Annotated in this window: 13 protein-coding genes; 8 read left to right on the top strand and 5 right to left on the bottom strand. The window is 39.6% G+C overall.

What is annotated here, in order from left to right; genetic code table 11:
* Nucleotides 1-31: 31 nt before the first annotated feature.
* The 3 genes from ABS768_RS15870 to ABS768_RS15860 form a co-directional block, all read right to left on the bottom strand.
* A complete protein-coding gene (locus ABS768_RS15870; protein WP_408075930.1) occupies nucleotides 32-232 on the bottom strand; it encodes a hypothetical protein in 201 nt (66 codons plus the stop codon).
* A gap of 66 nt (nucleotides 233-298) precedes the next feature.
* A complete protein-coding gene (galA, locus tag ABS768_RS15865; protein ID WP_408075929.1) occupies nucleotides 299-3,139 on the bottom strand; it encodes a beta-galactosidase GalA in 2,841 nt (946 codons plus the stop codon).
* Nucleotides 3,140-3,311: 172 nt separating this feature from the next.
* Nucleotides 3,312-3,986 carry a Crp/Fnr family transcriptional regulator gene (locus ABS768_RS15860; RefSeq protein WP_408075947.1) on the bottom strand — a complete coding sequence of 225 codons (675 nt, stop codon included), beginning with the start codon at nucleotides 3,984-3,986 and terminating at the stop codon, nucleotides 3,312-3,314.
* A gap of 104 nt (nucleotides 3,987-4,090) precedes the next feature.
* On the opposite strand from ABS768_RS15860, the gene ABS768_RS15855 reads away from it, so the two are divergent.
* The 8 genes from ABS768_RS15855 (at nucleotide 4,091) to ABS768_RS15820 (ending at nucleotide 12,723) form a co-directional block, all read left to right on the top strand.
* On the top strand, nucleotides 4,091-6,472 hold the full coding sequence (locus ABS768_RS15855; RefSeq protein WP_408075928.1) for a heavy metal translocating P-type ATPase: 2,382 nt from the start codon (nucleotides 4,091-4,093) through the stop codon (nucleotides 6,470-6,472).
* A gap of 83 nt (nucleotides 6,473-6,555) precedes the next feature.
* Complete coding sequence (ccoS, locus tag ABS768_RS15850) at nucleotides 6,556-6,732, top strand: cbb3-type cytochrome oxidase assembly protein CcoS (protein WP_084596082.1); 177 nt, start codon at nucleotides 6,556-6,558, stop codon at nucleotides 6,730-6,732.
* Nucleotide 6,733: 1 nt separating this feature from the next.
* On the top strand, nucleotides 6,734-8,935 hold the full coding sequence (gene ccoN, locus ABS768_RS15845; protein ID WP_408075927.1) for a cytochrome-c oxidase, cbb3-type subunit I: 2,202 nt from the start codon (nucleotides 6,734-6,736) through the stop codon (nucleotides 8,933-8,935).
* A 6-nt stretch (nucleotides 8,936-8,941) separates the two neighbouring features.
* Complete coding sequence (locus ABS768_RS15840; RefSeq protein ID WP_408075926.1) at nucleotides 8,942-9,127, top strand: CcoQ/FixQ family Cbb3-type cytochrome c oxidase assembly chaperone; 186 nt, start codon at nucleotides 8,942-8,944, stop codon at nucleotides 9,125-9,127.
* A 20-nt stretch (nucleotides 9,128-9,147) separates the two neighbouring features.
* Nucleotides 9,148-10,104, top strand: coding sequence for a cbb3-type cytochrome c oxidase N-terminal domain-containing protein (locus ABS768_RS15835; protein WP_408075925.1), 957 nt, complete (start codon nucleotides 9,148-9,150; stop codon nucleotides 10,102-10,104).
* Between the two features lie 12 nt (nucleotides 10,105-10,116).
* Nucleotides 10,117-11,535 (top strand): cytochrome c oxidase accessory protein CcoG, encoded by a 1,419-nt coding sequence (gene ccoG, locus ABS768_RS15830; protein WP_408075924.1) that lies wholly within the window; start codon nucleotides 10,117-10,119, stop codon nucleotides 11,533-11,535.
* A 12-nt stretch (nucleotides 11,536-11,547) separates the two neighbouring features.
* Complete coding sequence (locus tag ABS768_RS15825; protein WP_408075923.1) at nucleotides 11,548-11,997, top strand: FixH family protein; 450 nt, start codon at nucleotides 11,548-11,550, stop codon at nucleotides 11,995-11,997.
* A 24-nt stretch (nucleotides 11,998-12,021) separates the two neighbouring features.
* Nucleotides 12,022-12,723: a sulfite exporter TauE/SafE family protein gene (locus tag ABS768_RS15820; RefSeq protein ID WP_408075922.1), complete on the top strand. Its 702-nt coding sequence runs from the start codon at nucleotides 12,022-12,024 to the stop codon at nucleotides 12,721-12,723.
* 83 nt (nucleotides 12,724-12,806) lie between these two features.
* On the opposite strand, the gene hemN is transcribed toward ABS768_RS15820, so the two are convergent.
* Together hemN and ABS768_RS15810 are read right to left on the bottom strand one after the other, a co-directional pair.
* Entirely contained in the window at nucleotides 12,807-14,171 is a 1,365-nt protein-coding gene (gene hemN, locus ABS768_RS15815) for an oxygen-independent coproporphyrinogen III oxidase (RefSeq protein ID WP_408075921.1), read from the bottom strand.
* A gap of 152 nt (nucleotides 14,172-14,323) precedes the next feature.
* A complete protein-coding gene (locus ABS768_RS15810; RefSeq protein WP_408075920.1) occupies nucleotides 14,324-15,721 on the bottom strand; it encodes a di-heme oxidoreductase family protein in 1,398 nt (465 codons plus the stop codon).
* Nucleotides 15,722-15,787: the final 66 nt, after the last annotated feature.

The raw sequence follows: 15,787 nt of genomic DNA, 5'->3' as shown, positions 1-15,787 counted from the left end.
AAGCGCTTTACTGTGTAAAGCGCCTATTAGTTTAGTTACGTGAGGGAGTGTACATTTTAGCACTCTTATCTCCGTTAAGTTTCTTTGCCTGTCCGGGTGGTAATGTTTTCTTTTTTGCGGAAACACTAGTTGACTTAGTTGATGTTGCTACAGTAGTAGTGCTTTTACAGCTTGTAAAAGCCACCGCAAAAACCAATAATAAAGCTACCTTAGTTAATTTGTTCAGTTTCATATTTTAGTTATAGTGGTTATTTTACCTGCTAAATGTACTACAAAAAACAAATTTAACAATAGCCTACTATCTGGTTTCACATTTAATTTGCAATTCATCAGTCTTTACTCCTTCTCCCTTTACAGATAAGATAATATCATTACCACTACCGTCTGTTTGTACAATTACCTGCGCTAAACCGTTAAACAGTTTTCGGTGCCATTTTCTGGCCGGGGTAACCACCTGTATTACTCCCGGATTGGTATTTACAACATCCCAATCGTGCTCTTTGTAGACCGGAGTGGCAATTATATGTATAGTGTTTGTACCTTTTTGCAACAGTGACTGAGCCAACACAAACTTTTGTGTATCATCTATAGCCGGACTCACCTTTTTACTGTTTATGAATACGGTCGACTCCACTCCTATTTTCTGATAGAAAAAGGTAACTTTATCCTTAGTAAGATCTCCGTTTAGTTCGAATGTGCCTTTATATACATAAGCCGGAGCCTGTTTTTTATAATCTCTGTCATTGAATGCTTCGTTCCAATTATCATCAGCATAAACCGAAAGTTCATCAGGCAATGTTGCTGTAGTAAGTTCCTGCTCCTGCAGGTTATTGATATTCACTAAGTTTATATCATCTACAAATCTGTCCTGCTCTAAAGAGGTTGGGTTACCATTACCCACACCTATTATTTTACCTCCGCCTTTTATCTCAAAAGTAATATCATTATCGGCTATTGGTACATGTAATCCTTTCTTGTCCAGCACCTCAACGGTAATCATAGCTATATCGCTGTTACCGGTTAATGTTTGTTTATGGGCTGTAAGTTTTATAGCCTTAGCCTCTCCGGTAGTTTCGCTGATTTGCTCAAGTGTTTTCTTCCCGTTGTTATATCCTATTGCTTTTAGCTTACCGGGTTGATAGTTTACATTCCACTCCAGGTGGCTTTTAACCTTCATCGTCTTCTTGCCTAAACTTTTACCGTTAAGGAAAAGCTCTACCTCATCGCAGTTGGAATACACCCAAACCGGAATCACCTCTCCCTCTTTACCTTTCCAGTTCCAGTGTGGCAGTATATGTAATACAGGTTCATTACCCCACCAGGATTTTAAATAATATACATTATCCTTAGGGAAGCCACACACATCCATCATACCGAAATATGAGGTAACCGATGGCCATCCGTATGGTGTTGGTTCTCCCCTGTAATCAAAACCTGTCCAAATAAACATCCCTGCAAGGTAATCGCGTTGAGCATAAAACGTCCAACCTTCCTCAATGCTGTAAAAAGTAGGCCGTGGTTTACGGTCGTAAGCTGCCTGATAATGCTTCTCATCATCAGTAAAGTAAATTCCTCTTGTCGCAAATGTAGATCCCTCTTCGGTTCCCATACCCGGCTGTTGCTTAAATTCGTTGCGGTGGGCATCTATATCACCATTACCAAGATAGTTATAGCCTATTATCTCCACTACCGATGATATACCACTCCTAAACCCGCTACTAATACCAACCGTTACAGGCCTTGTAGGGTCTATACTATGGGAATACTCCTGCATGGTTTGTGTAATACGTTCCCCTTTTATGTTGCCTTCAATATTCCACTCCTCATTACCAACCGACCAGCAAATGATACTTGGGTGGTTACGGTCGCGCTCAATCATTTCCTTCACGCTTTCCAAGTGTACCTTGTTTATACCCATAAGTCGGGTTTCATCTATAACAAGCATACCCAGCCTGTCACAGGCATCAAGTAGTTCGGGTGTTGGCGGATGATGCGAACAGCGATAAGCATTACTACCCATCACCTTTAACTGCTTGATACGCCAGTATTGTAGTCCGTCGGGCATTGCAGTACCCACTCCTGCATGATCCTGATGGTTATTGGTTCCTTTGAGTTTTATATTCTTCCCATTAAGGAAAAAACCTTTTTCGGCATCAAAACGAATGGAACGAATACCAAATGTGGTTTCATACCTGTCTACCACTACACCGTTCTGTTTCACTTCGGTTACTAATAAGTATAAATTAGGATTATCCAAATCCCACAGCTTGGCATCGAAGGTTTTGAATATAGAAGTAACATCCGTTGTTTGATAAAACCCCGGTGCCTCTGTGTTCTCTGTAGCCAAATCTACTTGTTTACCCATAGGATCAAACACTGTTTGTACTATCTGTATATCTCCTTTATAGTTGCCTTTATTTTCTACCGATACTTTGGCAGTAACCATAGCGTAATCAGTATATACATCACTTGTTACATAAGTACCGTTTAGAGTCACATGTAACGGATTTGTTTTTTGAAGCCATACATGCCTGTATATACCTGCTCCCTCATAAAACCAGCCTTCCTCCATAGAGGCATCAACCCTCACAGCAATGGTGTTTTCTCCTCCATAATTTATATAATCAGTAACATCATATTCAAAACTGTCATATCCGCTTTCTTCAGTTCCTAAATAGTATCCGTTAAAAAACACTTTAGAATTACGAAAAACACCATCAAACTTTAATGTTATAATACGGCCCAAATCAACTTGGGGAATCTCAATCTTTTTGCGGTACCAACCAATGCTTCGTTCCGGAAATCCTTTCCCGGCAGCTTTAAAACCGTGGCTAAAACTACCTTCTTCGGTAAATGTTTGCTCTACAGCCCAGTCGTGCGGTATATCAAGTTGTCGCCATGCCCTGTCGTCAAAACCCGGAGCTGCAGGTCCGTCTCCGTTTCCTGTTTTGGCTAAATAGGAAAAATAAGCTGTACCGTGATTAAAGTCTTTTTCGGTATCATACTGATGCCCGAAGTTAAATCGCCAGCCTTTATCGATCTGTATCTTTTCCCTTGTGTTTTTATTTTGTGCAAAACAGCACATGGTAAGTAATAAAACAAAACCTAAAGCTTTTATCCTTTTCAAGGCACTCCCCATAACTACTATTGATTTTTGATGCTAAACCCGTAAAAATACCTTTTTTACATTAGTACAGTTTATAGTATTTTGTCATATTACCAACTTATATACACTTTTTACAAAAAAAAATAAACCCCTACAGTTTACTGTAAGGGTTCCTAATTTATTAATAGAAGAATTTAAGCTCTACTTACATGCTTCTTAGCTTTTTTAAATCTTTAAGGGTTATTTTCTTACCGGAAAGTTCGATTAGTCCGTTTTTATTGAATTCTGATAATAGCCTAATACAACTTTCGGTTGCCGTACCTACCATTCCGGCAATTTCCTCGCGGGATAATTTTATCCTGAGGCTCTTGTCTTCATTAGTACCAAAAGTTTCGTGAAGTTCCAGCAGTGTTTCAGCGAGTCTTTGTCTAACTGATTTCTGAGCCATATTAACCAAATGATCATCGGCTTCTTTTAAATCTCCGCAAATGGATTTCATCACATTCATGGAAAACTGGTTGTTTTCATTAAAAAAGCCAAGTATCTCGCTTTTTGGTACAAAACAAACTTCCATATCCTCCAGTGCCACAGCACTAAGGTTTACGGGTTCGTCACTAATCATAGAGCGTTGTCCCAGTAGCTCACCTTTACTTACCAGTTTTAATATTTGCTCGTTACCGTTCTCGCTAAGTTTTGAGAGTTTGCAAACACCATCCTTTACACAAAAAATGCCGTTAACATTTTCACCTTCAGTAAAAATAGGCTCCCCTTTTTTGATAATGTAAGATGTTTTACAGTTGGCCATTTTGAGTAGCTCTTCCTTATTCAGCGCTTTAAGCGAGCTGAATTCCCTTACAATACACTGGTCACATTTACTCATAGGGCAATTATTGATTAGTTGTGCAAATGTACTCATTGTATGATAAATATCATATTTTATTTTTTGTCGGTGTCTCACCTTTGTATTAGGTAAATGAGCAGATTATGGACACGCAAAATTGTTATCATTGCGGGTTAGGCTATGCAGATAAAGATGAAATTGTTTTTGACGATAAGTCTTTTTGCTGTAATGGCTGTAAAACCGTATATGAGATTTTTACCCTTAACGGGCTTACAGATTATTATTCTTTTGAAAAAACACCGGGTGCAACACCAACCGAAATTAGCGGGAAATACGATTTTCTGGAAAATCAGGAAATTGCATACCGCCTGTTAGAATTTCATGAACAGGACACCCATATTATTTCACTTTACATTCCGCATATTCATTGCAGCTCCTGTATATGGATACTGGAAAACCTCAACAGGCTTAATATTGGTATAAGTGGTTCGCAGGTAAACTTCCATAATAAAAAGGTACGTATTGTTTTTAATCCCGAAAAAACAACCCTTAAAGAGATTGTACACCTACTATGTAATATAGGCTACGAACCTTACATAAGTCTGGACAATTATGAAACCCGCAAAAAAAAGGTAAACCGCGAACTTATCTATAAACTTGGAGTAGCCTTTTTTTGTTTTGGTAATGTGATGCTGTTATCCTTCCCTGAGTATTTTGAGATGGAAGAATACTGGCTGGACAATTACAAAGGCTTTTTCCGCTGGTTGATTTTCGGGCTTTCACTACCGTCTTTCCTTTATGCAGCAAGCGGATATTATGTATCGGCGTGGAAAAGCATTAAAGCCGGAATGCTCAATATAGATGTACCTATTGCCCTGGGCATAATAGTCATGTTTATAAGGAGTACTGTAGATATTGTTTTCGGTTACGGGCAGGGCTTTTTTGACAGTCTTACGGGGCTGGTATTCTTTATGCTGTTAGGACGTTTGTTCCAGCAAAAAACCTACAACTTCCTTTCTTTCGAAAGGGATTTTAAATCCTATTTCCCTATTGCGGTTACCAAAATACTGCCAGACAGAAGTGAAACATCTGTATCGGTTTATGATGTGACTGCCGGAGAAAGGGTGCTTATACGTAATCAGGAACTTATTCCTGTAGATGGTATACTTATTAGTTACGATACGGCAATTGATTACAGCTTTGTAACCGGAGAAGCCGACCCGATAAATAAAAAATCGGGCGATAAGCTTTTTGCAGGAGGAAGACAAATAGGCAAAATCATAGAAATGGAAGTGCTCAGCTCGGTATCACAAAGCTACCTTACACAGCTTTGGAGCAATGATATATTTACAAAAAAAGACAGACAGGATTTCAAAACCATAACCGATACCATAAGCAGGTATTTTACACCTGCCCTACTTATTATTGCCGGCCTGTCTTTTGCTTACTGGGCATTTATAGATCTTAATACCGCCTTTAATGTGTTTACCGCGGTACTTATTGTAGCCTGCCCCTGCGCACTGGCATTAAGTGCACCTTTTACACTGGGCAATATACTCCGCATTATGGGGCGTAAAAAACTATACCTCAAAAATGCCACGGTGGTAGAACAGATGGCTAAAGTAGACACCATAGTTTTTGATAAAACAGGTACGATAACCACCAATAAGAAATCAGATATAGTATATGAGGGTACTCCGTTTAGTGATGACGAACTCCTGCTTATCAAAAACGTATTAAGAGGGTCTAATCACCCGCTAAGCCGGAGATTATACGACTTCCTCCCAATTACAGATACATTACTTACCGATGATTTTACCGAAATCATAGGCAAGGGTATTAAAGGAATAATAAACGGTAAGCAAATCAAAATAGGTTCGTCTCATTTTATAGGCCTTAACAAAGAACTTACCCTGCAAACAGCAGTATATATAAGTATTGACGGTGAATTTAAAGGGAAATATGTTTTTGCCAACAGTTACCGCAATGGTGTAAAAAACCTGTTTGAAAACCTTAGTAATAATTACGAACTCAAAATACTGTCGGGCGATAACGAAGGGGAGCGCGAAATACTCAAGCAATTACTGCCTCCCGGTACACGATGCATTTTTAACCAGAAGCCGGAACAGAAACTGACTTTTATAGAAAACCTGCAAAAGGAAGGCAAAAACGTAATGATGATAGGCGACGGATTAAACGATGCCGGGGCTTTGGCACAAAGTAATGTAGGTATATCAGTATCTGAAGATATTAATGTGTTCTCACCTGCCTGCGATGGTATACTGGATGCTACGAAATTTGAAAGTATTGCTTACTTCCTTAAACTATCAAAAAAAGCGATTAAAACCATCAAAATGAGTTTTGGTATTTCGCTAACCTATAATGTCTTTGGACTTACGGCTGCCATAAGCGGAAAACTATCTCCGTTAACCGCTGCCATTGTTATGCCGCTAAGTACCATAACCATAATAAGTTTCGTGACTATTATGAGTAATTATTATGCTAAAAAAGAATCAAAAATTTAATCTAAAAAAATGTGCGGGCATGACAAATATCATGTTTTTTCCTGCTGCCCCACAGTAGTTTTGTTAACACAAATTAATTAGGTATGAGTGTCATTTATTTACTAATCTCCATCAGTATCGTTGTGGCAATACTATTCTGTTTTGCCTTTATAAAAGCCGTAAAAAGCGGCCAGTATGACGATGACTACACCCCGTCTGTAAGAATGCTTTTTGACGACGAACTAAAGAAAAAAGAAAACAATCACAATAACACAAATTAATATGGAAGTGCAGCAATTTTATTATGACAATAAAATAGTTAAAAAATTCCTCTATGCCACAATAGTATTTGGTGTGGTAGGGATGCTTGTGGGCTTGCTAATAGCCTCTATGTACATGTTTCCGGGATTAACCGAAGGTATTTCGTGGCTTAGCTACGGTAGGTTAAGGCCCTTACACACCAATGCAGTAATTTTTGCCTTTGTGGGTAACGCCACTTTTGCCGGGATTTACTACTCTATGCAAAGGCTGCTTAAAGCGCGTATGTTTAGCGATTTTTTAAGTAATGTAAACTTTTGGGGCTGGCAGCTTATTATTGTGGCTGCAGCCATATCACTTCCTCTAGGATATACTACTTCAAAAGAATATGCCGAACTGGAATGGCCTATAGATATTGCAATTGCTATTGTTTGGGTTGTTTTTGGTATCAACATGATAGGTACCATTTTAAAGAGAAGGGAACGCCACCTTTATGTAGCTATTTGGTTTTATATAGCAACATTTATAACAGTTGCTGTTCTGCATATCTTTAACAGCCTTGAACTTCCGGTAAACGGAATGAAAAGTTACTCGGTTTATGCCGGTGTACAGGATGCTCTTGTACAATGGTGGTATGGTCACAATGCCGTGGCATTTTTCCTTACAACACCTTTCCTTGGTTTAATGTATTATTATCTACCAAAAGCGGCAAACAGACCGGTATATTCATACAGGCTGTCTATTATTCACTTCTGGTCGTTAATTTTTATATATATATGGGCAGGACCTCACCACCTGTTATACTCTGCCCTGCCGGACTGGGCTCAAAACCTGGGTGTGGTATTCTCTGTAATGCTTATCGCTCCGTCATGGGGAGGTATGATTAACGGACTGCTAACCCTAAGGGGAGCATGGGATAAGGTACGTACAGATCCTGTTTTAAAATTCTTCGTAGTTGCCGTTACCGGATATGGTATGGCTACGTTTGAAGGACCAATGCTTTCGCTTAAAAACGTAAATGCCATTGCTCACTTTACCGACTGGATTGTGGCTCACGTTCACGTAGGTGCACTGGCATGGAACGGTTTCCTAACCTTTGGTATGATTTACTGGTTAATACCAAGAATGACAAAAACATCACTATACTCTGTTAAGTTGGCCAACTTCCATTTCTGGATAGGTACTCTGGGTATTATATTATATGCACTACCAATGTATGTTGCCGGATTCACTCAGGCATCTATGTGGAAACAGTTTAACCCGGACGGCACACTCAAATATGGTAACTTCCTTGAAACTGTGAAGGAGATTATGCCAATGTACTGGATGAGAGCCATTGGTGGTACACTATTCGTAATCGGTTTACTGGTATTGGTATATAACATCATAATGACGGTTCGTAAGGGACAGACTGTTGAAGATGAACTTGCCGAAGCTCCTGCCCTTGAAAGAATAACAGGTAAAAGAATGAAAGGTGAGAAATTCCACCCTTGGTTGGAAAGAAAACCTATACAACTTACCATACTGGCTACTATCGCTATACTAATAGGTGGTATTATCCAGATAGTACCTACAATAATGGTAAAATCAAACATACCTACCATCTCTACAGTTAAGCCCTATACTCCACTGGAGCTTGAAGGTCGTGACCTGTACATAAGAGAAGGTTGTGTTAACTGTCACTCTCAAATGATACGTCCGTTCAGATCGGAAGTAGAACGCTACGGGGAATATTCAAAATCAGGCGAATATGTGTACGACCATCCATTTCTATGGGGCTCTAAACGTACCGGACCAGACCTGATGCGTATAGGTGGAAAATACAGTGACAACTGGCACTTTAACCACATGTGGGATCCTCAAAGTACATCGGCAGGTTCTATAATGCCGTCTTACAAATGGCTTTTTGACAACAAGAAAATGGACCGAAGCGAAATTGAGAAAAAAATGCAGGTAATGGTAAAACTTGGAGTACCGTATACCGATGAGGATATTGCCAATGCACAAGAGGCTATGGACAAACAGGCTGCAAAAATTGAAGAAAGTCTTCATGTTGATCCTGATTTTGTAAAAAGTTATGAAGCCAGCAAAAAGGCTGCACAGGCAAACGGCGAAGAGTTTGTCCCTATGAAAGACAGGGAAATCACAGCACTTATTGCTTACCTGCAACGCCTGGGTACTGATATTAAAATTAAACCGGCCGCTACTGCCGATAACTCAAAATAATAAGCCATGCTAAAGTTTATAAAACACAATATGGATACTATCTCAGGGATTGAGATATACCCTATCATATCGCTGCTTATTTTCTTCATCTTCTTTGTATCACTATACACCTGGGTGTATACCTACAAAAAAGATAAGATAAACGAAATGAGTAACCTACCGTTTTCAGATAACGACAACGACAACCAATAGTTGAACATAAACTTATAACTATGAAAAAATTTATACCGGTATACGTTAGGGTCCCTGTAATTTTTGCCCTCGTTTTCATGGCACTGGAATACTTTATAGATTCGGGAGACAGGCCTGCATTCCTTAAATACCCTGAAGTATCAATATTCCTGTTTTTCTTCCTCTTCCTTCAAATAGCCATTGAGATTACCATAAGTGCTATTGATAAGGTTACTTACAGTATCCTTACCGAAGAACAAAAGAAAAAACTGGCCGAAGCCGATTCTTTAGACTTTACAGACTCTAAACTATACAAAAAAATAAAAAGCTGGTTTGTAAAAGTTAAGCCTATTGAGGAAGAAGGAGAAATACTGCTTAATCATGATTATGATGGTATTAAAGAGTTAGACAATGTACTTCCGCCTTGGTGGATAAACCTTTTCTATGTGACTATAATATTCGGTTTGGTTTATCTGGTAAAATACCACATAATGGATGGACCCGACCAGAAAAAAGAGTTTGAGATTGAAATGGAAGAAGCTCGCCTCGCTGTGGAAGAATACAAAAAAACGGCTAAAGATCTTATTGATGCCAATAGTGTTACACTACTTACAGATGAAGGAGACCTTGCAGCCGGTAAAAAGATATTTGAAACCAACTGTGTAGCCTGCCACAGGGCAGATGGTGGTGGTGCGATTGGTCCGAACCTTACTGATGAGTACTGGATTTTAGGTGGCGGAATTAAAAATGTATTCCACACTATTACAGAAGGTGGTCGTGACGGTAAAGGTATGGTGGCATGGAAAGGTACACTTAAACCATCAGAAATTCAGCTGGTAGCAAGTTATGTATTGTCTTTACAAGGTACAAACCCTGTAGACCCTAAAGCTCCTGACGGGGAAATATGGAAAGATGAAACCAAAACCGATGGCGACCAGCCAACTGAAGAAGCTAAGCAGGAAATAACTGAAGAAACACCTGAAGTAGCAGCAAACTAAAGCTAAAATACCATGAGCAATATACAGGAAGAAGAGTTTAGGGACAGGATAGGCACCATTGATCAGGAAGGTAAACGATCTTGGGTATACCCCAAAAAGCCTTCGGGTAAACTATACAGATACCGCAAATTAGTTAGTTATTTTTTGCTCCTCTTCCTGTTTGCTGCTCCGTTTATAAAAATAAACGGAAACCAGTTTTTAATGTTCAATGTATTGGAACGCAGGTTCAACATATTTGGTTTCCCTTTCTGGCCACAGGATTTTCACCTGTTTGTTATCTCAATGATAATCGGAGTGATATTCGTAGCACTCTTTACGGTAGCCTTTGGACGTATTTTCTGCGGATGGATTTGCCCGCAAACCATATTCATGGAAATGGTTTTTCGCCGAATTGAGTACTGGATTGAAGGTGACAGGAATGCCCAGATAAAACTGGAAAAACAAGAGTGGAATGCCGAGAAAATCAGAAAAAAAAGCCTTAAATGGTTTGTGTTCTTTATAATATCATTTTTGATTGCCAATGTGTTTCTTGCCTACCTTACCGGAAGTGACAAACTTATACAAATGATTACCGATGGGCCGGGACAGCATGTAAGTACTCTAATTGCCCTACTGATATTTACCGGAGTTTTCTACTTTATCTATATATGGTTCAGGGAGCAGGTTTGCATCATTGCCTGTCCGTACGGCAGGCTTCAGGGTGTTCTGCTAGATAACAAATCTATTATCGTTGCTTACGACCATAAAAGAGGAGAAGGTGAAAACGGACGTGGTAAAATAGTTAAGAATGAAAACAGGGCTGCTGCAGGCAAAGGAGATTGTATAGACTGTAAACTGTGTGTACATGTTTGCCCTACAGGTATTGACATAAGAAACGGAACCCAACTGGAATGTATTAACTGTACTGCCTGTATTGACGAATGTAATACGGTAATGAACAGGGTTGGTTTTAAAGAAGGACTTATACGTTATGCAAGTGAGGATGAGATTACCAAAAAGGAAAAATTTGTTTTCACAGCAAGAATGAAAGGTTACACAGCCGTACTGTTTATACTGATGGGCATATTTACCGGAATGATGTTTTTAAGGAACGATGTTGAAGCAACAGTACTACGCCTGCCTGGACAATTGTATGAACATAAAGGTGAAAACATAAGTAATGTATTTACCTATAAAATTATAAACAAAACCACAAAAGACTTTAATGATGTATACTTTAAGCTTAAATCACCTAAAGGAGAAATAAAAGTAGTAGGGGCTTCTCATTTTACAGTACCTAAAGCGGGTACTGCACAGGGAACCCTATTTGTGGAAATAAACGAAGCGCTTTTAAAAAGCGACAAAACTAAAATACATCTTGAGGTTTATAATGGCGACAGACTTATAGAAACCGAGTCGACAAACTTTTTAGGCCCAAGGACATTTAACTAAAAACTACTGATTATGAAAATTAACTGGGGAACGGGAATCGTAATCGCATTTGCTCTGTTTATGAGCTTTATACTGTTTTTTGTATTCAGGGTACAGTCAGACAGTAAATATGACAACGAACTGGTTGTAGAAGATTACTATAAACAGGAAAGAATTTTGCAGGATCAGTTAAACAGGCAGGAAAATGCCGTAAGCCTGCAACATCAGTTAAAAATAAACAGTACCGAAGCCGGTGTGGAAATAGAATTCCCTGCCGGATTTGATGCTGCCAAAATAAAAGGAAAAGTGTTCCTGTACAGGCCGTCTAACCAAAAGCTGGATATTGAAAAACCAATATCAATATCTGCTTCTAATCTGCTCATACCTAAAAGTGATTTGGTAGGCGGCCGCTGGAACATTACTGTAGACTGGGAATATGAAGGTAAAGGTTACCTCAATAAAAAAGAGGTCACAGTGTACTAATTAACAACACTAAAAAATAAGAGTATGCTATATTCAGCTCTTTTATTAGGATTAATATCAAGCCTGCACTGCATGGGTATGTGTGGGCCCATAGCCATGATGCTGCCGGTAGACCGATCCAACGAAACAAAAAAAACGATACAAATACTTTTGTATCATGCCGGCAGACTCACGGCTTATGGCTCTCTTGGTTTGATTTTCGGGCTCTTGGGCAGGGGGCTTTACCTTGCCGGAATGCAACAAAACATGGCCATAGCATCTGGAATCATTATGATAACCATAATTGCCATACCGGAAAAAAAGTTTGCCAAATACAACTTTTCAAAACCGGTATACAAAATAATAAGTAGTGTAAAAAGTAGCCTTGGAGCCCAGTTTAGAAAAAAAACCAATAAAGCGATATTTGTAACCGGGCTCCTTAATGGCTTTTTACCCTGTGCACTGGTATATGCTGCCCTGTTTGGGGCCATAGCCATGCAAAATGCACTACTGGGAGCTTTATTCATGGTACTGTATGGCCTGGGCACCATCCCCATGATGAGTGCAGTTGTATATATTAGTACTCTGCTTACTTCTCCTTTTAGAAATAAGATAAACAAACTTATCCCCTATGCAGTTGCCATTATTGGCGTGTTTTTTATTGTAAGAGGACTTGGGCTGGGTATCCCTTATATCTCACCGGGTAATACCAGCCTGTATGTACAGGAAATACCTCATTGCAAGTAGTTTAAAAATGATAGTTCGACAAATCTAAAAAGCCTCTTATTTGATTAAGAGGCTTTTTCTTTGGTCAGGTTGTAAGGAGTGATTTAAACAACCATCGAAAACAACTTGGTTTCCGGCGTTTTCCTTTTTAGTCTTAAATCAAAGGCCATACAAATATTTCTTACATAGGCTTTACCTACTTCTGTAACAGTAATACTATTTTTACCAAACTCCAGCAGCCCGTCACTTTCCATTTCCTTAAGGCTTAATAATGTTTCAGGTAGCTCAGGAAAATAAAGTGAATTATCTTCCCATGATGTTTTAAAACTGCACATAAGGTTTAAAATATGTCTTCTTATAATCAGGTCCTCATCGGTTAATAAATGTCCCCTGAAAACTGGAAGTTCATTAAGCTCTATTCGTTTATAATAGTCTTCCAGGGCTTTTTCATTTTGTGCAAAGGCATACCAGCTATCACTAATTGATGATACCCCCAGCCCAATCATAAGCTGGGTTTTAGAAGCACTGTACCCCATAAAATTGCGGTGTAGTTTACCTTCTTTGTAAGCCGTATACATAGCATCGCTTTTAAGGGCAAAATGATCCATACCTATTTCATAGTAGTCATTCTCTCCAAGCAGTTGTTTACCTATTTCATATAACTTACGTTTCTCCTCATCTTTTGGCAGGTTCTTCTCATCATAACCTCGTTGTCCGTTACCTTTTATCCAAGGTACATGGGCGTAGCTGTAAAACGAAATCCTGTCAGGATTCAGGGCTTTAGTTTTCTCAATGGTATCTACCATAGTTTCTACGGTTTGGAACGGAAGTCCGAAAACCAAATCATGGCTTATGGAGGTATAACCTATTTCCTTTGCCCAAAAAGTCACTCTTGCCACATTTTGAAACGATTGTATACGGTGAATGGCTTTTTGTACAATAATATCGTAATCCTGTACCCCGAAACTCACTCTCCTGAAACCTAAATCATATAATTTTTGCAGATGCTCTTTTGTGGTATTATTAGGATGTCCTTCAAAACTGAATTCATAATCAGGTGCTTTTACAGCCCTGTCAAAAATCCCGTTTATCAGAATTTCCAGATTTTCAGGACTGAAAAAAGTAGGTGTACCACCACCCAAATGAAGTTCCTTTACCCTTGGTTTTTCAGGTAATAAATCACAATACATATTCCACTCGTTAAGTACCGCCGTTATGTATGTGGTTTCCACCTCATGCCTTCGGGTTACCCTTTTGTTGCATCCGCAAAAAGTACACATGCTTTCACAAAACGGTAAATGGATATACAGGCTTATGCCCTCGGTCGCATTGCTTTCATTAAAAGCCTGTAAAAAACTCTGTTTCCAAACGTCTCCCGTAAAACCGCCATTATCCCAGTAAGGTACTGTAGGATAGCTGGTATAGCGTGGTCCCGGAACGTTATATTTTTGAAGTATATTATTTTCCATTTTGACTGATTTATTTGAATATCAAAATTATGCCACACGCTACTGCTAAAAAATGACAATTGTCATGTAGCCGATTTTGGAAAATAAAAAAAATCCGCACGGGTTGCCCTATACGGATTTCAGTCAGATTTTATTAAATAGTATAATAAAATTTAAAGTGAATTAAGGAACTTAAGCAGGTCTTCCCTTTCGGAAGCCGAAAGTTCCTTAAACATGTTTTTAGAAGTTTGCGCTTCCCCCCCGTGCCAAAGTATAGCCTCAGTAATGTTACGCGCCCTGCCGTCATGCAGGAAGTTGGTATGCCCGTTTACGGTTTCAACCAACCCAATACCCCATAATGGCGGGGTTCTCCATTCGCTGCCTGTTGCGAGGTAATCAGGAGCATTGTCTGCCAGTTCAGTACCCATATCGTGTAAAAGCAAATCAGTATATGGCCTTATGGTTTGGTTAGCATACCCTGAAATGTAGTAACTGTTTCCGGTTTGTACTTTCGGTATATGGCATGCCACACAATTAATATCGTTAAAAATCTGCTTTCCTCTTAGTACCGACTGGTCATCATAATTCCTGCGGATAGGAACAGAAAGCGCACTGGAATACAGTACCATTCTATTAAAGGCAAGTTCGGGTATCTCAGGGTCACCTCCGTTAGGGATAGTGCTGCAGTCTACACCCGGTGGGCAGTTTTCCTCAGGAAATACAGGAGAAGTTATCCCCATGTCACCACTAAGCGCCCCGGCAACCTGTTGCCTCACATTAGGCTGATTTGCTTTCCAGCCAAAACGTCCCATACGTTGTGAGTCGCTTTCCACATCATATACATAATTTGCCCTTCCTGAAATTCCGTCACCATTGGCATCAAACTCATCGGCAAAAGATAACCATGTAGCCTCAGGTACTGCCTCCAGGAGCCCTAAACCAACTATCTGGTTCGCTATACGAGGGGAAATCTGCACATTTGCAGCAAGGCTTCCGTAACCAAGATCAGTCACTGTATATGTTGGCTTTTGCAGTTCTACGGTAGTACCGTCTGCAAAAGTTTCTGTAATCGTTTGGTAAGTAATGGTCATCTGCCCTTCGCGAACAGGTCCTAAAATTACGTTGTCCTGTAACTGGCCTCCGTAAACAGGATCGGATAACGCAGCACCGTGAGCATTAACCCCCGGAACACTAAACCTGAAAAGAAGTCCTCTTCCCAGTTCACCATCATACATAGGCGGGCGTCCCCTACCGTCTTTAAAGTGACAGCTGGAACAGGCAACGGCATTGTAAAAAGGTCCTAAACCATCGCGCGCAGTAGTGCTTGATGGTGCCGAAACCCATGTTTGCCTGAAAAAAGAATTACCCACTCCGAAATCGGTGGACTGATCTGGTGTTAACCCTGTGTATGCAAAACCAAAAGCCTCTTCGGTTGCATTGTTTACCGTAGCCACACCACCGGAATACTGCTCTCCTTCTTCAGGAGAAAGGCTTACATAATCTTCATCATTATTGCTACATCCTGTAATAAAAAGGGAAGCAAACATTACTGAACAGATAACTTTTTTCATTTCTTTATAGTAACAGCAAAGTGCCCTTCTTTAAAAAAGAGGGCACTTTGGTATGATTTAATTTGC

Source organism: Flavobacterium rhizophilum (assembly GCF_046000485.1).
In the GTDB taxonomy this organism is placed as follows: Bacteria; Bacteroidota; Bacteroidia; order Flavobacteriales; family Flavobacteriaceae; genus Flavobacterium; species Flavobacterium rhizophilum.
Note: the sequence above shows the minus strand (reverse complement) of the source record. Positions and strands in the feature narration are given on the sequence as shown.